Origin of the sequence: Micromonospora sp. URMC 106, assembly GCF_051386395.1 — a bacterium.
Taxonomy (GTDB): Bacteria; Actinomycetota; Actinomycetes; order Mycobacteriales; family Micromonosporaceae; genus Micromonospora.
Genome location: NZ_JBPQTP010000061.1, coordinates 1 through 24827, shown reverse-complemented (window position 1 = coordinate 24827; position 24827 = coordinate 1). Strand labels below are relative to the sequence as shown.

3 protein-coding genes are annotated in these 24827 nt (G+C 76.2%); all 3 read right to left on the bottom strand.

All coding sequences use genetic code 11. From position 1 onward, the window contains the following. Positions 1-7: 7 nt before the first annotated feature. The 3 genes from ACSNOB_RS19230 to ACSNOB_RS19220 all read right to left on the bottom strand — a co-directional run bounded on the left by ACSNOB_RS19230 (position 8) and on the right by ACSNOB_RS19220 (position 24764). The gene (locus ACSNOB_RS19230) at positions 8-22603 is read right to left on the bottom strand and encodes a type I polyketide synthase (protein ID WP_436687903.1); all 22596 of its coding nucleotides are present in this window, start codon (positions 22601-22603) and stop codon (positions 8-10) included. A gap of 323 nt (positions 22604-22926) precedes the next feature. Continuing rightward, positions 22927-23787 (bottom strand): metallophosphoesterase family protein, encoded by an 861-nt coding sequence (locus ACSNOB_RS19225; RefSeq protein WP_436687902.1) that lies wholly within the window; start codon positions 23785-23787, stop codon positions 22927-22929. A gap of 263 nt (positions 23788-24050) precedes the next feature. Further along, positions 24051-24764: a phosphopantetheine-binding protein gene (locus ACSNOB_RS19220; protein ID WP_436687901.1), complete on the bottom strand. Its 714-nt coding sequence runs from the start codon at positions 24762-24764 to the stop codon at positions 24051-24053. Positions 24765-24827: the final 63 nt, after the last annotated feature.

The following is a 24827-nucleotide window of genomic DNA, read 5'->3' as shown; positions in this document are numbered from 1 at the left end:
ACAACGGTCAGGAATCGGTTCCGTCAAGCGCCAGCCTGACGAGGGTGTCGGCGTCCATCTCGTCGAGGTCGAGGGCCTCGTCGGTGGACTCGTCGCCGCCGCTGTCGGCGTCGGTGAGGGTGAGCAGCAGGTCCAGCAGGCCGGCCTCGCGGATGCGGGCCAGCGGGATGGTCGCGAGCGCCTGCCGCACGGCCGCCTCCGCCGGGTCGCCGTCGTCCGCCCGCCGCGCCTCGGGCACCAGCCCGTCGAGCAGGTGCTCGGCGAGGACGGCCGGGTGGGGGTAGTCGAAGACGAGGGTGGCGGGCAGCGACAGGCCGGTCGCCGCGGTCAGCCGGTTGCGCAGCTCGACCGCCGTCAGCGAGTCGAACCCGAGTTCCTTGAACGCGCGCTGCGGCTTGACCCGGTCGGTGCCCTGGTGGCCGAGCACGGCGGCGGCGTGGGTACGCACCAGGTCGACCAGGTGCCGGAGTTGCTCGGGGCGGGGCAGGGTGAGCAGGTGCTCCCGGAGCCCGTCGGCGGCGCCGCCCGGCTGCTCACCGCTGTGGGCGTGGAGCGCCTCCCGGGCCTCGGCGATGTCGTCGAGCAGCGGTCGGGGGCGGGCCGAGGCGTACGCCGGGGCGAAGACCGCCCAGTCGACGTCCGCCACGGTCAGCGCCGCCCGGGACTGCCCGACGGCGTGCCGCATGGCGTACACGGCATCGGCCGGCGCCATCGCCGTCAGGCCGCGCCGGGCCAGCAGCTGCCGGGCCTCGCCGGTGGCCATGCCGCCGTCGGCCCACGGTCCCCAGGCCACGGACGTCGCCGCCAGGCCCCGCCCGCGCCGGTGCTCCGCGAGCGCGTCGAGGAAGGCGTTGCCCGCCGCGTACGCCGCCTGCCCGCCGCTGCCCCACACCCCGGCGATGGAGGAGAACAGCACGAACGCGTCCAGCGGCCGGTCGCCGAGCAGCTCGTCCAGGTGCGCCGCGCCGGCGACCTTGCCAGCGAGCACGCCGGCGAAGGCGGCCAGGTCCGTTTCGGCGATCATGCCGACGTCGCCGGCGCCCGCCGCGTGCACCACGGCCGTCAGCGGCGCGGGATCCTCGTCCAGGCTCGCCAGCAGGGCCGCCACCTGGTCGCGGTCGGCCACGTCGCAGGCGACGACCGACACCCGGACGCCCTGCGCGGTCAGCTCCTCCCGCAGCTCCGCCGCGCCCGCGGCCCGCTCGCCGCGGCGGCTGGTCAGGACCACGTGCGCGGCACCGCCGGCCGCCACCCAGCGGGCCACGTGGGCGCCGAGCGCGCCGGTGCCACCGGTGATCAGCACCGTGCCGGACGGCTGCCAGCGTTCCGCCGCGTCGGGCGCGGCGGGTGCCGACCGGGTCAGTCGACGGACGAACACCCCGGAGGGGCGTACGGCCACCTGGTCCTCGTCACCGGCGCCGGTCACCACCCGCGCCAGCCGGTCCCAGCCCGTCGCGTCGACCTGGTCGGGCAGGTCCACCAGGCCGCCCCAGAGCTGGGGGTGCTCCAGGCTCGCCACGCGTCCCAGCCCCCAGAGGCCGCTCTGGGCGACGTCGCGCACCGGGTCGCCGTCCCCGGCGCCGACCGCGCCCCGGGTCAGGCACCACAGCCGGGCCGTCGCCCCGGCGTCGTGCAGCGCCTGGACGAGCAGCAGCGTGGCGGCCGTCCCGACCGGCACGGCCGGGTGGGCCGGGTGCGGCTGGCTGCGGAGTCCGAGCAGGGAGAGCACGCCGGCGACGGGTCCGTCGGCCAGCGCGTCGGCCAGCCGGCGGGTGAGGTCCGCCCGGTCGGTGCCGACGGGGTCGACGGTCAGCCGGACCACGTCGGCGCCGACCGCGGCGAGGGCCTTGGTGGCGGCCTCCGCCAGCGTGCCGTCCGTCAGGTCGTCCACCGCGGTCACGAGCAGCCACACACCGGGCTTCGCCGGGGCGGCGGCGAGGTCGGTCCGCTTCCACCCGACCCGGTACGACCACCCGTCCACGACCGCCCGGCGCGCCCGCGCCCGGTGCCAGGTCGACAGGACCGGCAGGGCCGGGGTGAGGGCGTCCAGGGCCGCGCCGTCGTCACCGAACTGGGCGGCGAGGGCGGTCAGGTCGGCCCGTTCCACCGCGTCCCAGAAGTCGGCGTCGCCGCTGTGGGTCGCCGTCTGCCGCGGTCGGCTCGCCGGCTCGGGCCAGTAGCGCTCGCGGTGGAAGGCATACGTGGGCAGGTCGACCCGGCGTGCGCCGGTGTCGGCGAACCACTCCCGCCAGGCCACCGGCACGCCGTGCACGTGCAACTCGGCCAGGGCGTGCAGCAGCGCGTGCGCCTCGGGCCGGTCCCTGCGCTGGACGGCGACGGCCAACACGGCGTCGTCGTCGGGCAGGATGTCCGCCGCCATCGCGGTCAACACGCTCTGCGGGCCGACCTCCAGGAACGTGTCCACCCCGGCGGCACGCAGGGCGGCGACCCCGTCGGCGTAACGCACCGCCTCGCGGACGTGCCGCACCCAGTACTCCGGGCTGCGAATCTCCTCGGCGTCGGCGAGCGCACCGGTCACGTTCGACACCAACGGCAGCACCGGCGCGGCGAAGGCCAGCCCGTCCAGGACCGTGCGGAACTCCGCCAGCATCGGCTCCATCAACGGACTGTGGAACGCGTGACTGACGGTGAGGCGGCGGGTCCGCGCACCACGCTCCCGCCACGTCCGCTCCAACTCGTCGAGGGCTTCGACGGCGCCGGACACCACGACCGACGTCGGCCCGTTCACCGCCGCGATCCCGACCCGGTCGGCCAGCCCGGCGATCGACTCGACCACCGCGGCCTCGTCCGCCGCCACGGCCAACATCCCGCCACCCTCGGGCAGCGCCTGCATCAACCGACCCCGCGCCGCCACCAACTGACACGCGTCGCCCAGGGACAGCACCCCCGCGACGTACGCGGCGGTCACCTCACCGATCGAGTGCCCCGCGACCATGTCCGGCACGACACCGAACGACTCCACCAGCCGGAACAGCGCCACCTCGACCGCGAACAACCCCGCCTGCGTGAACACCGTCTGATCCAGCAGACCCGCCTCGGCGGAACCCTCGGCAGCGAACAGCACCTCCCGCAACGGACACGGCAACAACGGATCCAACTGCCCACACACCTCGTCCAGCGCGGCGGCGAACACCGGGAACTCGGCCGACAACTCCCGACCCATGCCCGCGCGCTGCGCCCCCTGACCCGAGAACAGCAACGCCAGCGAACCCCGGCCACCCGCCTGGCCCGCGACCACACCGCCCGCCGGCTCACCCGCCGCCAGCGCCGCGAGACCCGCCAACACCTCGTCTCGGCTCGCGCCGGACACGACCGCGCGCTGCTCCAGCGCCGGCCGAGTGGTCACCGACGAGAAGGCCACATCCAGCGGGCGCAGGTGCTCGTCCGTCGACAGCCACCGCGCCCACCGGCCCGCCTGCGCGGCCAGCGCCACCTCCGACCGCGCGGACAGCAGCACCGGCACCACCGGCGGCACGCCCCGGGCGACGACCTCGCCCTCGATGACGTCCGCCGGCGGCTGCTCGATGATCACATGCGCGTTCGTGCCGGAGATGCCGAACGACGACACCGCCGCCCGACGCGGCCGATCCACCGCCGGCCACGGCGTCGGCTCCGTCGCCAACACCACCGCACCCGCCGTCCAGTCGATGTGCGGCGACGGCTCGTCCACATGCAACGTCGGCGGCACCATACCGTGCCGCATCGCCAGCACCATCTTGATCACACCAGCGACACCCGCGGCGGCCTGGGCGTGACCGATGTTCGACTTGATCGACCCCAGCAGGAGCGGCTCGTCCCGCCCCTGCCCGTAGGTCGCGAACAACGCCTGCGCCTCGATCGGGTCACCCAACGTGGTGCCCGTGCCGTGCGCCTCCACCGCGTCCACGTCCGCCGGGGTCAGGCGTGCGTTGGACAGCGCCTGCCGGATCACCCGCTGCTGCGACGGACCGTTCGGCGCGGTCAGGCCGTTCGACGCGCCGTCCTGGTTGACGGCGCTGCCGCGCACCACCGCCAGGATCCGCCGGCCCTCCCGCTGCGCGTCGGAGAGCCGCTGCACCAGCAGCACGCCGACGCCCTCGGACCAGCTCGTGCCGTCCGCGGACGCCGCGAACGACCTGCACCGGCCGTCCGGGGACAGGCCCCGCTGCCGGGAGAACTCGACGAACGTGCTTGGCGTCGCCATCACCGTCACCCCGCCGGCCAGCGCCAGGTCACACTCCCCCGACCGCAGCGCCTGCACGGCCAGATGCAGCGCCACCAGGCTCGACGAGCAGGCGGTGTCCACGGTGACCGCCGGGCCTTCCAGGCCGAAGGTGTACGCCACCCGACCGGAGAGCACGCTGCCCGAGTTGCCGGTGCCCACGTAGCCCTCGACGTCCGGGGTCTCCATGAGCCGCGTCGCGTAGTCGTGGTAGATCACGCCCGCGAACACGCCGGTCCGGCTGCCCCGCAGACCCGTCGGGTCCAGGCCCGCCGACTCGAAGGTCTCCCACGAGGCTTCCAGCAGCAACCGGTGCTGCGGGTCCATCGCGAGGGCCTCGCGGGGCGAGATGCCGAAGAAGCCGGGGTCGAACTCGGCGGCCCCGTAGAGGAAGCCACCGTGCCGCGTGTACGAGGTGCCGGTGTGCTCCGGGTCCGGGTCGTACAGCGACTCCAGGTCCCAGCCCCGGTCGGCCGGGAACTCGCCGATCCCCTCGCCGCCGGTGCTGACCAGCGTCCACAGCTCGTCGGGGGACTCCACTCCGCCCGGATAGCGGCAGGCCATGCCGACGATGGCGATCGGCTCGTCGGCCTCGCCGGCCGTCGGCCCGTCGGCGGCGGCGGTGCCGCGGCGGGCACCGACCAGTTCCGCGTACACGTGGGCCGTCAGGGCCTGGGGGGACGGGTAGTCGAACACCAGGGTCGAGGTGAGTCGCAGGCCGGTCGCGCCGTTGACCCGGTTGCGCAGCTCGACGGCGGTCAGCGAGTCGAAGCCCAGGTCCCGGAACGCGCGGTCCGCCGGGACCGCCTCCGCGCCGCCGTGCCCGAGCACCTGCGCGACCAGACCCCGCACCAGCTGGTCCACCTGCGCGAGACCGTCCTCGGCGCTGAGGCCGGCGAGCCGGTCGGCCCAGCCGCCGCCGCCCTGCCCGGCGCGGCGGCGGGTCTGCGCCACGTCGACCAGGTTGCGCAGCAGGGGTGGCACCACCGCGCCGGCGGCCGCCGCCCGCAGCGCCGGTACGTCGATCACGGCCGGCACCAGCATCGACCGCTCCGCCGCAACCGCGGTGTCGAACAGTTCGAGGCCGGTCCGGGCGTTCATCGGGCGGAGGCCGGCGCGCGCCGTCCGGGCGCGGTCGGTGCCGCCGATCGACGCGGCCATGCCGGCGGTGTCCCACATCCCCCACGCCAGGCTCACCCCCGGCAACCCGAGCTGCCGCCGCCACACCGCCAACCCGTCCAGGAACGCGTTACCCGCCGCATACGCCGACTGACCCGGCGAACCCAACACCCCCGCCACCGACGAGAACACCACGAACAGATCCAGATCCAGGCCCGCCGTCGCCTCGTGCAGCCACCAACCCGCCGACACCTTCGGCGCCAACACCCCGGCAAGACGCTCATCGGTGACCCGCTCGATCACACCGTCGTCCAACACACCCGCCGTGTGCACCACACCCGCCAACCGACCGGCCGCGGTCACCTCACCGACCAGGCCGAACACCTGATCCCGGTCCGTCACGTCACACGCCACCACCCGCACGGCGGCACCCAGACCCGACAGCCGCCCCGCCAACTCTTCCGCGCCCGCAGCCGCCGGCCCCTGCCGCGACGCCAGCACCAGCGACCGCACCCCGTACGACGACACCAGATGCTCCGCCACCAACGCGCCGAGCGCACCGGTACCACCGGTGACGAGCACCGTGCCCTCGCCCACCACGGCACCGTCCACCGACGCGGGCACGACGGACCGCACCAGACGCGGCACGAGCACCTCGCCGGAGCGAACGGCCAGCTGGCCGCCGGCCGGGTCGGCGGCGAACCGGGCCAGGATGCCCAGCACGCCGGGGTCCACGCCGGCGTCGACGTCGGCCAGGACGATGCGCCCCGGGTGCTCCGACTGCGCCGACCGCAGCAGACCCCACACCGCCGCACCGGCCAGGTCGGTGACCCGGTCGTCGTTCCCGACGGACACGGCGCCCCGGGTGACCACCACCAGCTTCGAGTCCGCCAGGACGTCGGCCGCCAGCCAGGCCTGCACGAGGCCCAGCACGTCGGCGGTCATCGTGCGGACGGTCCGCGCCGGGTCGGCCCCGTCGGCGTCCGATCCGGCCGGCGTGAACAGCAGCAGGCGCGGCGGCGCGATGCCGGCGTCGATCGCGGCGCGAAGCTGCCTGATCGTCTCGGCGGAGGGACCGCCGGGGACGCCCGGCAGGGCCGGTCCGCCCAGCACCGCCCAGCCCGACGCGTCGTCGACCGGGTCGACCTCGTCGGCCTGCCAGACCACCTCGAACAGCGAGCGGGACGCCGCGCTCGCGGCGGTCACCCCGGTCAGCTCCCGCAGGACGAGGGACTCGACCGACACCACCGGCGCGCCCGCCTCGTCGCACGCCGTCAGCCGCACGCCGGAACCGTTGCGGGTCAACCGCACCCGCAGCACTCCCGCGCCCGAGGCGTGCACCTGCACGCCCTCGAACGCGAACGGCACCCGCGGGCCGCTCGACTCGTCCGACCCGGGCAGCAGCCCGATCGGGTGCAGGGCCGCGTCCAGCAGCGCCGGGTGCACACCGAACCGGGCCGCCTCCGCCGCCGCGTCGTCGGGCAGGACCACCTCGGCGTACACGTCGTCGGCGGCGGTCCACACGCGGCGCAGGCCCTGGAACGCCGGCCCGTACGCCAGGCCGTGCTCGACCAGCGCCGGGTACCAGCCGGCCAGGTCCACCTCGGCGGCGTCGGCCGGGGGCCAGGCGCCCGTCCTCGGCTCGTCGGCCGTCGCCGGCTCCAGCACGCCCTCCGCGTGCCGCGTCCAGCCCGCCTCGGGGTCGTCGTCGGGGCGCGAGTAGACGGCGACGGGGCGCTGCGGCGTCTCCGCCGCCGACACCCGGACCTGGATCCGCACGCCGCCGGTCTCGGGGAGCACCAGCGGCACGAGCACCGTCAGGTCGCGCAGCCGGGGCAGCTCCACCTCGTCGCCGGCCCGCACGGCCAGCTCCACCAGCGCGGTACCGGGGACCAGCGTCACGCCGGAGACCACGTGGTCCGCCAGCCACGGATGCGTGGCCAGGGAGAGCCGGCCGGTCAGCACCATCTCGTCGTCGCCGGCCAGGTCCACGGCCGCGCCGAGCAGCCCGTGCCCGGCCACGCCGAGGCCGGCGCCGGTGACGTCACCGGCCCGCAGCCGGCCGACGGCCGGCCAGAAGCGCTGCCGCTGGAACGGGTACGTCGGCAGGTCGACCGGGCGCGTCACGCCGGCCGGCAGGAGGGTGGTCCAGGTGACCGGCACGCCGTGTGCGTGCAGCTCGGCCAGCGCGGTCACCAGCGACACCGGTTCGGGCCGGTTCGGGCGCAGCGTCGCCACGACGGCCGCCGGCGGGGTGGCTTCGTCGTCCGGCAGGCAGGCGCGCGCCATGCCGGCGAGCACCGCGTCGGGGCCCAGTTCGAGGAAGGTGCGGACGTTGCGCTCGCGGAGGCTGGCGACCCCGTCGGCGAACCGGACGGTCCCGCGGACGTGCCGGACCCAGTAGTCGGGGGTGCCGATCTCGTCGGGGTCCGCGACCTGCCCGGTCAGGTTCGACACGATCGGCAGGACCGGCCAGTGGAACGTCAGCGCGTCGAGCGCCTGCCGGAACTCGGCCAGCATCGGCTCCATCAGCGGGCTGTGGAACGCGTGGCTGACGTTGAGCCGGCGGGTGCGTACGCCCCGCTCCCGCCAGGTCCGCTCCAGCTCGTCGAGCGCGCGGGCGTCCCCGGAGACCACCACGGCGGCCGGCGCGTTGACCGCCGCGACGCCGACGCGGTCGGTGAGCCCGGCCAGCGACGCCACGACGGCCGGCTCGTCGGCGCCGACGGCGAGCATCCCGCCGCCGGCGGGCAGGGCCTGCATGAGCCGGCCGCGCGCCGCGACCAGCGCGCACGCGTCGGCCAGGCTGAACAGGCCGGCGACGTACGCGGCGGCCACCTCGCCGATGGAGTGCCCGGCCACCAGGTCGGGCCGCACGCCGAACGACTCGACCAGCCGGAACAGGGCCACCTCGACGGCGAACAGCCCGGCCTGGGTGAACGCCGTCTGGTCCAGCAGCTCCGCCGCCGGGGTGCCCGCCTCGGCGAACAGCACCTCGCGCAGCGGGCGGGGCAGGTGCGGGTCCAGGTGCCCGCACACCTCGTCGAGCGCGGCGGCGAAGGCCGGGAAGGCGTCGTACAGCTCGCGGCCCATGCCGGGGCGCTGCGCGCCCTGACCGGAGAAGAGGACGGCGGTCCGCCCGCCCCGGGCCACGCCGTGGACTACGGCGGCCGAGGGCTGGTCGTCGGCCAGCGCGTCGAGGGCGGCGAGCAGGTCGTCGCGGTCGCGGGGCAGCAGCACCGCGCGGTGTTCGAAGGCGCTCCGGCCGGTGGCGAGCGCCCGGGCGATGTCGGCGACGGTCAGGTCGGGCTCGTCGCGCACCAGGGCGCGCAGCCGGCGCGCCTGTTCGCGCAGGGCGGTGTCGTCGCGGGCCGAGAGGACGCAGGCGACGGGGCCGTCGGGGGCCGTCGCGGCGGGCGGGTCGGCCGGCGGGGCGGGCTCCGGCGCCTGTTCGATGATGGTGTGCGCGTTGGTGCCGCTGATGCCGAACGACGACACCGCCGCGCGGCGGGGCCGGTCCACGGCCGGCCACGGCCGCGCCTCGGTGAGCAGGGCGACCGCCCCCGCCGACCAGTCGACGTGCGGCGACGGCTCGTCCACGTGCAGGGTGGGCGGCAGCACGCCGTGCCGCATCGCCAGCACCATCTTGATCACGCCGGCGACGCCGGCCGCCGCCTGGGCGTGGCCGATGTTCGACTTGACCGACCCCAACCACAGCGGCCGGTCCTGCGGCCGGCCCTGCCCGTACGTGGCCAGCAGCGCCTGCGCCTCGATCGGGTCGCCCAGCGCGGTGCCGGTGCCGTGCGCCTCGACGGCGTCCACGTCGGTCGTGGCGAGCCGGGCGTTGGCCAGGGCCTGCCGGATCACCCGCTGCTGGGCGGGCCCGTTCGGCGCGGTCAGGCCGCTGCTGGCGCCGTCCTGGTTCACCGCGCTGCCGCGGACGACGGCGAGGACGCGGTGGCCGTTGCGCTGCGCGTCGGAGAGGCGCTCCAGCAGGAGCATGCCGACGCCCTCGGCGAAGCCGGTGCCGTCGGCGCCCGCGCCGAACGCCTTGCACCGCCCGTCGGGCGACAGCCCACGCTGCCGGGAGAACTCGGTGAGCATGCCGGGGGTGGACATGACGCTCACCCCGCCGGCGAGGGCGAGCCGGCACTCGTCCTGCCGCAGCGCCTGGGCGGCGAGGTGCAGCGCCACCAGGGACGACGAGCAGGCGGTGTCGACGGTGACCGCGGGGCCCTCCAGCCCGAACAGGTAGGAGATCCGGCCCGAGGCGACGCTGCCCGCGCTGCCGTTGCCGACGTGGCCGTCCAGCTCGTCGGTGGTCCCGGCGGCCTGGGAGGCGTAGTCGTGGTAGATGAGCCCGACGTAGACGCCGGTGCTGCTGCCCCGCGCCGAGTGGGGGTCGATACCGGCCCGTTCGAAGGCCTCCCAGGACGTCTCCAGCAGCAGCCGCTGCTGCGGGTCCATCGCGAGGGCCTCCCGGGGCGAGATCCCGAAGAAGGCGGCGTCGAACTGGGCGGCGTCGTGGAGGAAGCCGCCCTGGCGGGGTACGGACGTGGCGTCCCCGCCGCTGGCGCGCAGGTCGTCCAGGTCCCAGCCCCGGTCAGTCGGGAAGGGCGAGATGACGTCGGCGCCGGCGGTGACCAGTTCCCAGAGCTGCTCGGGGGTCTGCACGTCGCCGGGGAACCGGCAGGCCATGCCGATGATGGCGATGGGTTCGTCGGGCGCGGCGGCCGGGCCGGCCTCCGTCAGCCGGGTGGCCGCCGCGCCGCCCAGTTCCTGGTCGAGGAACTCGGCGAGCACGACGGGGGCCGGGTAGTCGAACGCCACGGTCGCGGGCAGCCGCAGCCCGGTCGCGGCGGACAGCCGGTTGCGCAGTTCCACCGAGGTGAGCGAGTCGAAGCCCAGTTCCTTGAAGGGGCGGTGGGCGTCGACGCTCTCGGCCGAGCGGTGTCCGAGCACGGCGGCCACGCTGGCGGCCACCAGATCGAGCAGGTGACCGCGCCGCTCGGCGGGGCTGAGCGTCGCCAGCCGGTCCCGCACCGACGCGGTGTCCGCCGGGCCGCGGCCGACCGCGCGCCGGGCCGGCCCGGTGGTGCGGATCAGGTCCCGCAACAGGCTGGGCACGGTCTGACCGGTCGGCCGTGACGCCGCCGGCGGCAGGTTCATGAGTACGAGGTGGGCGGCGTCGCGCTGCCGCGCCAGCTCGAAGAGCGCCACGCCCTGCTGGTCGGTCAGGGGGGCGCTGGTGGCGCGAATGGCCCTGCGGTGCTCGTTGCCGCCGAGGTGGGCGGTCATGGCGCTGCTGGCGGCCCAGAGTCCCCAGGCGAGGCTGGTGGCGGGCAGGCCCTCCTGCCGGCGGTGCCGGGCCAGCGCGTCGAGGAACGCGTTGGCCGCCGCGTAGTTGCCCTGCCCCGGCGAGCCCAGCGTGGCCGCCACCGAGGAGAACACCACGAACGCCGCCAGGTCCAGGTGCCGGGTCGCCTCGTGCAACGCCCAACCCGCGTCCACCTTCGGCGCCAGCACCGTACGCAGCGCCTGCTCGTCCAGCGAGGCGACGGTCGCGTCCGCGATCACCCCGGCGGTGTGGAGCACCGCGGTCAGCGGGTGCGCCGGGTCGACCAGTTCCAGCAGGCGCGTCACCTGCGCGGGGTCGGTCACGTCGGCGGTGCCGACGGTGACCCGGGCGCCCGCGCGGGTCAGTTCCTCGACCAGGTCCCGGTAGTGCTCGGGGTCGCGACGGGAGGCCAGCAGCAGGTGCTTGGCCTGGCCGGTGGCGACGAGGTGGCGGGCGAACACGCCGGCGAGGGCGCCGCCGGCGCCGGTGATCAGCACGGTGCCGTCCGCGTCGGCCGGCGCCGGTACCCGCAGGACGACCTTGCCGATGTGGCGGGCCTGGCTGATGTGCCGCAGCGCCTGCCGGGCCTGGCGCACGTCCCAGGCACGCACCGGCAGCGGCCGCAGTGCGCCCTGTTCGAAGAGGGCAAGCACCTCGGTGAGCATCTCGCCGATGCGCCGGTGTCCGGCCTCGTTGAGGTCGAACGCGCGGTAGGTGACGCCCGGGTGCCGGGCGGCGACCACGTCGGGGTCGCGCAGGTCGGCCTTGCCCATCTCCACGAACCGGCCGCCGCGCGGCAGCAGCCGCAGCGACGCGTCGACGAACTCACCGGCCAGCGCGTCCAGCACCACGTCCACGCCGGCGCCACCGGTGACCGAGCCGAAGGTCTGCTCGAACTCGGTGGTCCGCGACGACGCGATCCGCTCGTCGGCCACCCCCAGCCCGCGCAGCACGCCCCACTTGCCGGGGCTGGCCGTGGCGAACACCGTCGCGCCCCAGTGCCGGGCGAGCTGGATGGCGGCCATGCCGACCCCACCCGCCCCGTTGTGGATGAGCACCGACTCGCCGGCCCGCAGGCCGGCGAGGTCGCGCAGCGCGTAGTAGGCGGTCAGGAAGACGACCGGCACGGAGGCGGCCTGCGCGAAGGACCAGCCGGCGGGGATCTTCGCGACGAGTTCGCGGGTGGCGATCACCTCGGGGGCGAAGGCGGGCTCGAACATGCCCAGCACGCGGTCGCCGGGCGCCAGGTCGGTGACGCCGGGGCCGACCTCGACCACCACGCCCGCGCCCTCGCTGCCCATCACCGCCGACGGGTCCGGGTACATGCCCAGCCCGATCAGCACGTCGCGGAAATTCACCCCCGCCGCGCGGACGGCGATGCGCACCTGGCCCGCGTCCAGCGCGACGGCCGTGGCGGGCACCATGCCGATCCCGTCCAGGGTGCCGGGGCTCACCGCGCCGACCCGCCACAGCCCGGCGGGCGGGACCAGTTCCTCGGCGACGGGGCCGGTGGGCCGGCCCAGGCGCGGGGTGCGCACCTCGTCGCCGCGCACCGCCACCTGACCGCCCGTGGCCGACGGGTCGTCGGCCACGCCGGCGAGCACCGCCAGGGTCGCCGGGGTCAGCTCGCCGTCGACGTCGGCGAGGACGATCCGCCCCGGGTGCTCGGACTGCGCGGAGCGCAGCAGGCCCCACACCGCCGCGCCGGCCAGGTCCCGCACCGCGTCGGCGGGCGCGGCGACCACGGCGCCGCGGGTCAGCACCACCAGCGTCGTGTCGGCCAGTGCCTCGATGGCCAGCCAGGAGCGCACCACGTGCAGTACCCGGGCGGTGGTCGCGCGCACCAGGTCGGGCAGTGCGCCGTCCGGCGCGTCCGGGGCGACCGGGAGCACCAGCGCGCGGGGCGCCTCGACCGATCCGGCCGCGACCGCGGCGGTCAGGTCGTCGACGGTGGGGAACACCGGCGTGGACAGGCCCGCCGGCGTGTCCCCGTCGCCGAGGAGGACCCAGCCGGAGACGTCCCGGGCGGGGGTGACCTGCTCGGGCTGCCAGGTCACCTCGAACAGCGACCGCTCCGCGGTCTCCGCGCCGGCGGCGTCGGTCATCTCCCGCAGCGCGAGCGACTCCACGGACACCACCGGCGCGCCCGACTCGTCGCCGGCCACCAGCCGCACCCGGGAGCCCACCCGGGTCAGCCGCACGCGCAGCGTCCGGGCGCCGGAGGCGTGCACCTGCACGCCCTCGAACGCGAAGGGCACCCGCGGTCCGCCGGACCGCTCGGTCAGCAGCAGCCCGACGGGGTGCAGCGCGGCGTCCAGCAGCGCCGGGTGCACGGCGAAGCCGGCGGCGTCGACGGCCGCGTCGTCCGGCAGGGCGACCTCGGCGTACGCCTCGTCGCCGCCGCTCCACAGGCGGCGCAGGCCCCGGAACGCCGGGCCGTAGGTCAGGCCACGCTCCGCCAGGGCCGGGTACCAGCCGGCGAGGTCGACCTCGGCCATCCCGACGGGCGGCCAGGGGCCCACCGCCGGCTCGTCGGCGGCCTGCTCCAGCACGCCGTCGGCGTGCCGCACCCACTCGGCCTCCGGATCGCCGTCGGGCTGGGAGTGCACGGCCACCGACCGGGCGCCGGAGCCGTCGGCCGCGCCGACGCGCACCTGCACGCGTACCGCGCCGGACTCGGGCAGCACCAGCGGCGCGGCCACGGTCAGCTCGCCGACCCGCGACGCGCCCACCTCGTCACCGGCCCGCACCGCCAGCTCCACCAGCGCGGTCCCCGGCAGCACCACGGCGCCGCCGACCACGTGATCGGCCAGCCACGGGTGCGTCGACACGGACAGCCGGCCGGTCAGCACCACCTCGTCGTCGCCGGCCAGGCGCACGGCCGCGCCGAGCAGCCCGTGCCCGGCGGCGCCGAGGCCCGCGCCGGACACGTCACCGGCCGCCGACCGGTCGACCGCCGGCCAGAACCGCTCCCGCTGGAAGGCGTACGTGGGCAGGTCGACCGGGCCGGCGCCGCAGCCGGCGAAGACCGTCGCCCAGTCCACGGACACCCCGGCGACGTGCAGCTCGCCGAGGTTGGTCAGGAGCTGGTGCGGCCCGCTCTCGTCGCGGCGCAGCGATCCCACCACCACGCCCGCCCCGATGCCGCCGGTGGCCCGCTCCAGCGCCTCCTGGACGGCCACCTTCAGCACGGGATGCGGGCTGACCTCGACGAAGACCCGGAAGCCCTGGTCGATCAGCCGGTCCACGACCGGCGCCAGCCGGACGGGCTCCCGCACGTTGCGGTACCAGTAGTCCGCGTCGAGTTCGGCGGTGTCGACGGGCTCCCCGGTGACCGTCGAGTGGAAGGCCACCGTGGTGGACCGGGGCTCGACGGTGCCGAGGGCGGTCACCAGGTCCTCGCGTACGGCGTCGACGTGGCCGCTGTGCGCGGCGTAGTCGACGGCGATCTGGCGGGCCCGGATGTCCCGCTCGGCGCAGTGCGCGAGCAGTTCGGCGACCGACGCGGAGTCGCCGGCGACCACGGTCACGGCGGCGCCGTTGAGAGCGGCGACGGAGAGCTTCCCCTGCCACGGCGAGATCAGCCGCTCGGTGTCGGCGGCGGGGAGCGGGACGGAGACCATGCCGCCCCGGCCGGCGATCGCCAGCAGGCCGCGGCTGCGCGCCACGACGAGCCGCACCGCGTCCGCGAGGGTCAGCGCGCCGGCGGCGCAGGCCGCGGCGATCTCCCCCTGCGAGTGCCCGACGACGGCGGCCGGTACGACGCCGCACGAGCGCCAGAGCTGCGCGAGGGACACCATGACGGAGAAGAGCACGGGCTGGACCACGTCCACCCGGTCCAGCGACGGCGCGCCGGGCGCCTCCCGGAGCACGTCCTCCAGGGACCAGTCGACGTGCCGGGACAGCTCGTCCGCGCACTCCCGCATCCGCCGCCGGAAGACCGGCGAGGTCTCCATCAGGTCCAGCGCCATGCCCGCCCACTGCGAGCCCTGGCCGGGGAAGACGAAGACGACCTTCGGCGTCGCGTCCGCGCCGCTCGGCGCGCCGTCGGCCGCGGCGAGCGCGGCCAGCCGGGTGACGGCCTCGTTCCGGTCGCCGGCCACGGCGACAGCGCGGTACGCGTGGTGGGCCCGCCGGGTGGCCAGGGAGTACCCGAGGTCGCGCAGGTCCAGGTCGGCGTCGTCGGCGAGTCGCTCGCCGAGGCGGGCGGCCTGCTCCCGCAGGGCGCGGGGGCTGCGGCCGGAGACCAGCAGCGGCACGGCGGCGGCCCCGACCAGGCCGGGGAGGTCCTCCGCCGGCGGGGGCGTCAGCACGGGGGCGGGCTCGTCGGGCGCCTGTTCGATGATGGTGTGCGCGTTGGTGCCGCTGATGCCGAACGACGACACCGCCGCGCGGCGGGGCCGGTTCACGGCCGGCCACGGCCGCGCCTCGGTGAGCAGGGCGACCGCACCCGCCGACCAGTCGACGTGCGGCGACGGCTCGTCCACGTGCAGGGTGGGCGGCAGCACGCCGTGCCGCATCGCCAGCACCATCTTGATCACGCCGGCGACGCCGGCCGCCGCCTGGGCGTGGCCGATGTTCGACTTGACCGACCCGAGCCAGAGCGGCTCCCCGCCGTCGCGGTCCCGGCCGTAGGTGGCCAGCAGCGCCTGGGCCTCGATCGGGTCGCCGAGGGTGGTGCCGGTGCCGTGCGCCTCGACGGCGTCCACGTCGGTCGTGGCGAGCCGGGCGTTGGCCAGGGCCTGCCGGATCACCCGCTGCTGTGACGGACCGTTCGGGGCGGTCAGTCCGTTGGACGCGCCGTCCTGGTTGACGGCGCTGCCCCGGACCACGGCGAGCACGCGGTGCCCGTTGCGCCGGGCATCGGAGAGACGCTCCACCAGCAACATCCCCACGCCCTCGGACCAGCCGGTGCCGTCCGCCGCGGCGGCGAACGCCTTGCACCGCCCGTCCGGGGCCAGCCCGCCCTGCCGGGAGAACTCGGAGAACATGCCGGGCTGCGCCATCAGCGCCACCCCGCCGGCGAGCGCCAGGTCGCACTCGCCGCCGCGCAGCGCCTGCGCGGCGAGGTGCAGCGCCACCAGGGACGAGGAGCAGGCGGTGTCGACGGTGACGGCCGGGCCTTCGAGGCCGAAGGTGTAGGCGACCCGCCCGGAGGCGACGCTGCCCGCCGTACCGGTCAGCAGGTGCCCCTCGAGGCCGTCCAGGTCGTCGCGTCCGCTGCTGGCGTAGCCGGAGGAGGCGGCGCCGACGAAGACCCCGGTGGCGGTGCCGGTCACCCCGGTGGGGTCGATGCCGGCGTACTCGAAGCTCTCCCAGGCGGTCTCCAGCAGCAGCCGCTGCTGCGGGTCCATCGCGAGGGCCTCGCGGGGACTGATGTTGAAGAAGCCGGCGTCGAAGTCGGCCGCGTCGTAGAGGAACCCGCCCTGGTCGGTGACGGTGCCGCCGGCCTGGTCGCCGTCCGTGCCGTACAGCCGGTCGAGGTCCCAGCCGCGGTCGGTGGGGAACCCGCCGATCGCGTCGGCTCCGGAGGTGACGAGCTGCCACAGCTGCTCGGGGGTGGCGACGCCGCCGGGGTAGCGGCAGGCCATGCCGATGATGGCGATCGGCTCGTCGGCGTCGCCGCCGGCGGCGGTACGGACCGTCGGGCCGGCGCCGGTGGCCTGGCCGAGCTGCTGGAACAGGTGGTCGGCCAGCCGCGCGGGGGTGGGGTGGTCGAAGGCCAGCGTGGCGGAGAGCCGCAGCCCGGTGGCGGCGCCCAGCCGGTTGCGCAGCTCGACGGAGGTCAGCGAGTCGAATCCGAGGTCCTTGAAGGCCCGGGCGGCGGAGACCGCCTGCGCCGAGGCGTGGCCCAGCACGGTCGCGGCCTGTCCGCAGACCAGGTCGACCAGCGCCTGCCGGGCGTCCGCCTCGGGCAGGCCGCCCAGCCGGTCCCGCCAGGACGCCCCGGCGGTCGGCTGGTCGGTGGCCGTCCGCCGCCGGCCGGCGCCGCGCAGCAGCTGCCGCAGCAGCGGCGGCACTGCGCTGGTGTCGCCGGTGACCTGGAGCCGGGCCGCGACGACGACCGGCGAGGCCGACGGGAGGGCCGCGTCGAAGAGTTCGGCGCCTTCGGCCGGGGAGAGGGCGCTCATCCCGACCCGCCGCAGCCGCTGCCGGTCGTCCCCGTCGAGGTGCGCGGTCATCGCGCTGGCGGCGGCCCACATGCCCCAGGCGATGCTCGTGGCGGGCAGGCCCTCCTGCCGGCGGTGCCGGGCCAGCGCGTCGAGGAACGCGTTGGCCGCCGCGTAGTTGCCCTGCCCCGGCGAGCCCAGCGTGGCCGCCACCGAGGAGAACACCACGAACGCCGCCAGGTCCAGGTGCCGGGTCGCCTCGTGCAACGCCCAACCCGCGTCCACCTTCGGCGCCAGCACCGTACGCAGCGCCTGCTCGTCCAGCGAAGCGACGGTCGCGTCCGCGATCACCCCGGCGGTGTGCACCACGGCCGTCAGCGGGTGCGCCGGGTCAACCCCGGCGATCAGCTCGGTGACCTGCGCGGGGTCGCTGACGTCGACCGCCACGGCGGTGACGTCGGCGCCGGCGTCGGTGAGGTCGCGGACCAGGGTGGCGTAGTCGCCGCCGGCCTGGTCGGGGTGGCGGCGGGAGGCCAGCAGCACATGCCGGGCCTGGCCGGTGGCGACGAGGTGCCGGGCGACCACGCCGGCCAGCGTCCCGGCGGCGCCGGTCACCAGTACGGTGCCCTCGGGGTCGACCGGGGCGGGGATGCGCAGCACCACCTTGCCGACGTGGCGGGCCTGGCTGACGTACCGCAGCGCCTGCCGGGCCTGACGCACGTCCCACACCCGCACCGGCAGCGGCCGCAGCGCGCCCTGCTCGAACAGGGCAAGCACCTCGGTGAGCATCTCCCCGATCCGGGCGCTGCCCGCCTCGTTGAGGTCGAACGCGCGGTAGGCGACGCCCGGGTGCCGGGCGGCGACCACGTCCGAGTCGCGGACGTCGGCCTTGCCCATCTCCACGAACCGGCCGCCGCGCGGCAGCAGCCGCAGCGACGCGTCGACGAACTCACCGGCCAGCGCGTCCAGCACCACGTCCACGCCGGCGCCACCGGTGACCGAGCCGAAGGTCTGCTCGAACTCGGTGGTCCGCGACGACGCGATCCGCTCCTCGGCCACCCCCAGCCCGCGCAGCACGCCCCACTTGCCCGGACTCGCCGTGGCGTGGACGGTGGCGCCGAGGTGGTGGGCGAGCTGGATGGCGGCCATGCCGACCCCACCCGCCCCGTTGTGGACGAGCACCGACTCGCCGGCCCGCAGGCCGGCGAGGTCGCGCAGCGCGTAGTAGGCGGTCAGGAAGACCAGGGGCACCGACGCCGCCTGGGTGAAGGACCAGCCGGCGGGCATCTTCGCGACCCGCTGCCGGTGGGCGACCGCCTGCGGGCCGAACCCGAGCTCGAACATGCCCATCACCCGGTCGCCGGGCGCCAGGTCGGTCACGCCGGGACCGACCTCGACCACCACGCCCGCGCCCTCGCTGCCCATCACCGCCGACGGGTCCGGGTACATGCCCAGCCCGATCAGCACGTCGCGGAAATTCACCCCCGCCGCGCGCACGGCGATGCGCACCTGGCCCGCGTCCAGCGCGACGGCCGTGGCGGGCACCATGCCGATCCCGTCCAGGGTGCCGGGCGCGACGGCGGCCAGGTGCCACGGTCCGGACGACGGCGGCGTCAGCTCGTCGCCCGCCGGCCGCACCAGCCTCGGCACGAGGGTCCGGTCGCCCCGCACGGCGAGTTGGCCGCCGGAGACCGACGGGTCGACCGCGGCCCCGGCCAGCACGGCGAGGGTCTCCCGGTCCAGCTCGCCGGCGATGTCGGCGAGGACGATCCGCCCCGGGTGCTCGGACTGCGCGGAGCGCAGCAGGCCCCACACCGCCGCGCCGGCCAGGTCGGTGACCCGGTCGTCGTCGCCGGCGGTCACCGCGCCCCGGGTCACCACCACCAGCTTCGCGTCCGCCAGCTCGTCGGCGGCGAGCCAGGACCGCAGCACGTCCAGGACGTCGTTGGTGACCGCCCGCACGGCGTCCGGAACGGCGACGCCGGGGTCGCCGGCCGGCACCGCCAGCAGCACCTGCCGGGCCGAGGCCCCGCTCGCCGCCAGCGCCGCCACGTCGGGGTGGACCGGCAGCTCCGGCAGCGCGGCCGGCGCGGAGCGGCCCAGCACCGCCCACCCCGCGACGTCGTCGATTCCGGCGATCCGCTCGGCCTGCCACGCCACGTCGAACAGCGACCGGGCGGCGGCGCCCTGGGCCGCCACCCCCGTCATCTCCCGCAGCACCAGGGAGTCCACCGACACGACCGGCGCGCCGGAGCCGTCGCAGGCGACCAGCCGCACCCCGGACCCGTCGCGGGTCAGCCGCACCCGCAGCGTCCTGGCACCGGAGGCGTGCACCTGCACACCTTCGAACGCGAACGGCACCCGCGGCCCGCCCGCCGGCTCGGCGGCGAGCAGCAGTGCCACCGGGTGCATCGCGGCGTCCAGCAGCGCCGGGTGCACCCCGAACGCCGTCGCGTCCCCGGCCGCCTCGTCGGGCAGGGTCACCTCGGCGTACACCTCGCCGCCGGCCGACCAGACGCGCCGCACGCCCTGGAACACCGGCCCGTACGACAGGCCGTGCTCCGCCAGCTTCGGATACCAGCCATCCAGGTCCACCTCGGCCGCGTCCACCGGCGGCCACGGCCCGACGGCCGGCTCGCCGGCCGACATCGGCTCCAGCACCCCGTCGGCGTGCCGCACCCACTCGGCGTCGCCGTCCTCCTCGGGCTGGGAGTGCACGGCCACCGACCGGACGCCGGCCCCGTCGGCCGCGCCGACGCGCACCTGCACGCGTACCGCGCCGGACTCGGGCAGCACCAGCGGCGCGGCCACGGTCAGCTCGCCGACCCGCGACGCGCCCACCTCGTCACCGGCCCGCACCGCCAGCTCCACCAGCGCGGTCCCCGGCACCACCACGGCACCGCCGACCACGTGATCGGCCAGCCACGGGTGCGTCGACACCGACAGCCGGCCGGTCAGCACCACCTCGTCGTCGCCGGCGAGACGCACCGCCGCGCCGAGCAGCGGGTGTCCCGCCACGCCCAGGCCGGCGCCCGACACGTCGCCGGCCCGCCACGGCACCACCTCGGGCCAGAACCGCTCCCGCTGGAACGCGTACGTGGGCAGGTCGACCCGCCGCGCCCCGGTGTCGGCGAACCACTGCCGCCAGGTGACCGGCACGCCGTGCACGTGCAGCTCGGCCAGGGCGTGCAGCAGCGCGTGCGCCTCGGGTCGGTCGCGCCGCTGGGCGGCGACGGCCAGCACGGCGTCGTCGTCGGGCAGGATGTCCGCGGTCATCGCGGTCAACACGCTCTGCGGGCCGACCTCCAGGAACGTGTCCGCCCCGGCGTTCCGCAGGGCGGCGATGCCGTCGGCGTAGCGCACCGCCTCGCGGACGTGCCGCACCCAGTACTCCGGGCTGCGGATCTCCTCGGCGTCGGCGAGCGTCCCGGTCACGTTCGACACCAACGGCAGCACGGGCGCGGCGATGGTCAGCCGCGCCACGAGGCCGCGGAACCGCTCCAGCATCGGCTCCATCAGCGGGCTGTGGAACGCGTGGCTCACCGTCAGCCGGCGGGTCCGCGCACCCCGCTCCCGCCAGGCCCGCTCCACCTCGTCGAGGGCTTCGACGGCGCCGGACACCACGACCGACGTCGGCCCGTTGACCGCCGCGATCCCCAGCCGGTCGGTCAGACCGGCGATCGACTCGACCACCGCGGCCTCGTCCGCCGCCACGGCCAACATCCCGCCGCCCTCGGGCAGCGCCTGCATCAGCCGACCCCGCGCCGCCACCAGCAGGCAGGCGTCCTCCAGGGACAGCACCCCGGCCACGTGCGCGGCCGCGATCTCACCGACCGAGTGACCGCCCACGAAGTCCGGCACGACCCCGAACGACTCGACCAGCCGGAACAGGGCCACCTCGACGGCGAACAGCCCGGCCTGGGTGAACACGGTCTGGTCCAGCAGTTCCGCCTCGGGGGTGCCCGCCTCGGCGAACAGCACCTCCCGCAGCGGCCGCGGCAGCACCCGGTCCAGGTGCCCGCACGCCTCGTCGAGCGCGGCGGCGAAGACCGGGAACGCCCCGTACAGCTCCCGGCCCATGCCGGCGCGCTGCGCGCCCTGGCCGGAGAAGAGCACCGCCAGCGGGCCCCGGTCCCCGGCCCGGCCGGTGACCACCGCGCCCGACGGCTCCCCCGCCGCCAGGGCGGCCAGGCCGGCGAGCAGGCCCGCGCGGTCCTCCGCGAGCACCACGGCGCGCTGGTCGAGCGTCGACCGGGACACCGCCGACGACCAGGCCACGTCGACCGGGTCCAACCTCTCGTCGTCGCCCAGCCAGCGGGCCCACCGGTCCGCCTGGCCGGACAGCGCGGCCGGCTGCGCGGCGGAGAGCAGCACCGGCGCGACGGCGGGCCGGCGGGCCGGGGCGGCCTCGTCGGCGGCGGGTTCCGGGCTCGGGGCCTGCTCCAGGATCAGGTGGGCGTTCGTGCCGCTCATGCCGAAGGACGAGACGGCGGCCCGCCGGACGTGGTCGCCGCCCGGCCAGGGGCGCGCCTCGTCGAGCAGCGACACCGCCCCCGTCGACCAGTCGACGTGCGGGGACGGCCGGTCCACGTGCAGGGTGGGCGGCAGCACGCCGTGCCGCATCGCCAGCACCATCTTGATGACGCCGCCGGCCCCGGCTGCGGCCTGCGGGTGGCCGATGTTCGACTTCAGCGACCCCAGCCACAGCGGCCGGTCGGCGGGCCGACCCTGGCCGTACGTGGCCAGCAGCGCCTGCGCCTCGATGGGGTCGCCGAGCCGGGTGCCCGTACCGTGCGCCTCCACGACGTCCACGTCGGACGGCGCGAGCCGGGCGTTCTCCAGCGCCTGCCGGATGACCCGCTGCTGGGCGGGGCCGTTGGGGGCGGTCAGGCCGCTGCTGGCGCCGTCCTGGTTCACGGCGCTGCCCCGGATCACCGCCAAGACGGGGTGACCGTTGCGCCGGGCGTCGGAGAGCTTCTCGACCAGCAGCATGGCGACGCCCTCGGACCAGCCGGTCCCGTCGGCGTCGGCGGAGAACGCCTTGCACCGGCCGTCGGAGGCGAGCCCGCGCTGCCGGGAGAACTCGACGAAGGCGCCGGGCGTGGCCAGCACGGTGACGCCGCCGGCCACGGCGAGGGAGCACTCCCCGTCCCGCAGGGCCTGGCCGGCGAGGTGCAGCGCGACCAGCGAGGACGAGCACGCGGTGTCGATCGTGACGGCGGGCCCCTCCAGCCCGAAGGAGTACGCCAGCCGACCGGACATGACGCTCGCCGCGGTGCCGGTGAGGACGTAGCCCTCCGCGCCCTCGGGCAGCTGCCGCAGCACGGACGTGTAGTCCTGCCCCGCCGTGCCGACGAACACGCCGGTGCGGCTGCCCCGCACCGACGTGGCGTCGATGCCGGCCCGCTCGAAGAGCTCCCAGGTGACCTCCAGCAGCAGCCGCTGCTGCGGGTCCATGGCCAACGCCTCGCGCGGCGAGATCCCGAACAGGGTCGGGTCGAACAGGCCGGCGTCGCGCAGGAAGCCGCCCCGGTTGCTGTAGGTGGTGCCGGGGTGGTCGGGATCCGGGTCGTAGAGCCCGTCGAGGTCCCAGCCCCGGTCGTCGGGGAACGTGCCGGTGGCGTCGATCCCACCCGCGACCAGGTCCCAGAGGTCCTCCGGCGAGGCGACCCCGCCGGGGAAGCGGCAGGCCATGCCGACGATCGCGATCGGCTCCGCGTCCTCGTTCTCCAGCTCGCTCAGCCGCCGGCGCGCCAGGCGGAGCTCGGAGGTCACCCACTTCAGGTGTTCGAGGAGCTTGTCTTCGTCCGCCATGACCCACCCGCCCAGAGCTTGCTATCGATCGGAATCTGCCGATTCGCTGACCACACCACCGCCGACGGCCCGGCTTCGTGCCCAGCTGGACGGGGACGCGGCCGTCCGGCGCACGCACCCGATCCCCTGTGCCGAATTCCGTTTCCGTGCCTGCTCAGGCGCCGTCACGCCGGAGCCCCTGCCGGCACATGCCCGCCACCGTGAGTGGACGCTACTGAGCGCCAATGGCGTCCCCAACCCCTAGAGAACCCCTGATCGCCGGGTCCGGGAGGGCCGCCGCGGCGCGCCGGGAAGTGAACGTCGGCCCGCATCCCGGCGGCCGGTCAGGCGGGGTGGCCGACGGCCGCCGGCAGGATGCGGCGCAGCCGTCCCGGGGGCGTCGAGCGGCGCCGCCACTCCCGCGGGTAGCCCACCGAGACCTCTTCGAACCGGACGCCGTCGTACCAGGTGGTGCGCGGGATGTGCAGGTGACCGTAGACGGCGACGCGGGCGTCGAAGCGGACGTGCCAGTCCGCGGTGGCCTCGGTGCCGCACCACTGCGCGAACTCCGGGTACCGCAGGATCCGGGTGGGTTCGCGTACGAGCGGGAAGTGGTTGACCAGGACGGTCGGGAGGCCACCCCGTTCCGCGACGAGCCGGCGCTCGGTCAGGGCCAGCCGCGCCCGGCACCAGGCGTCCCGCGTCGGGTACGGGTCCGGGTGCAGCAGGATCTCGTCGGTGCAGACCACGCCCACCTCGTGGGCGCGCGCCAGGGCCTGCTCCTTGGTGTACGTCCCGGGGGGCCGGAAGGTGTAGTCGTAGAGCAGGAACAGCGGGGCGATCAGCACGGGGTCGTCGCCCCGCGGGTCCCAGACCGGGTACGGGTCCTCCGGGGTGACCACCCCGAGACCGCGGCACAGTTCCACCAGGTGCTGGTAGCGCTCGTCGCCGCGTAGCTGGACCGGGTCCTCCCGGGGGGTCCAGAGCTCGTGGTTGCCGGGGGCCCAGACCACCTTGGCGAAGCGTCGGCTGAGCAGTCCGAGGGCCCACTCGATGTCGCTGACGAACTCCCCGACGTCACCGGCGACGATCAGCCAGTCGCCGTCGCCCTCCGGCCGCAGCCGCTCGACGATGGCCCGGTTCTCCGCGTAGACCACGTGCAGGTCGCTGACGGCGAGCAACTGAGGCAGGCCCGATCCGGCCACCCGGACCTCCCGTCCATCCGGGGTACCGCGCGCACCCACACATCCGCACCGTCCGGGCTGCCGCTGGGCAGCACGGGACGGCCTGACGGGCTCCGACCCTACGGAGCCGGACCCGCGCGGGCACACCCCTAGACAGCCGCCGCGCACCCCTAGGCGGCGGTGACCTGCCCATGCCGGCATCGGCAGGTCACCGCTCCCGGCGTGCCGCCGCCCGTGCCCGTCGCGGCACCGGCCGCGCTCCGCCCGCCTCGGGCGACACCTGCTCAGGACTTGCCGAACTCCCGCTGGATGATGTCGAACAGCTCCTCCCGGCTCGCCGACTGCAGCTCCTCCCCGGCGGCCGGCGCGGGCGCGGGCGCGGACCGCCCCCGCCAGCGGGCCACCAGGTCCTCCAGCCGGCCGATGACCGCGTCGTCGAGCTGGCCGCCGGGCAGCCCGCCGAGGAGCTGGTCGAGGCGCTCGATCTCCGCCACGATCGGCAGTTCCGGCTGGTCGGGCGTCAACTCGGCCCGCAGGTGATTGGCGAGCGCGGTCGGCGTGGGGTGGTCGAAGACGAGCGTGCTGGGCAGCGCGAGGCCGGTCTCGGCGGTCAGCCGGTTGCGCAGCTCGACCGCGGTGAGCGAGTCGAAGCCCAGTTCGAGGAAGCCGCGGCCGGGTCTGATCGCGCGGGGCGTGGCGTGGCCGAGCACCGCCGCGGCGGTGCCGCGGACGAGGTCGAGCAGGATGCGGTCGCGCTCCGGTTCGGAGGCGGCGGCCAGCCGCTCCCGCAGCGCCGACGCCGCGCCGTCGTCGTCGCCCTTCGGCGTCCTGTCGCCCTGTCCGGGCCGGGCCTCGGGGATCTCGGTGAAGAGACGACTCGGCCGCATCGCCGTGAACGACGACACAAACCGATCCCACCGCACATCCGCCACCACCACCTGCGCCGCACCCTCATCCAACACCCGCTGCAACGCCACCACCGCCAACTCCGGCGACATCCCCGGCAACCCCCGCCGACTCAACTGCTCCCCAGCCGCACCCACCGCCATACCCCCACCAGC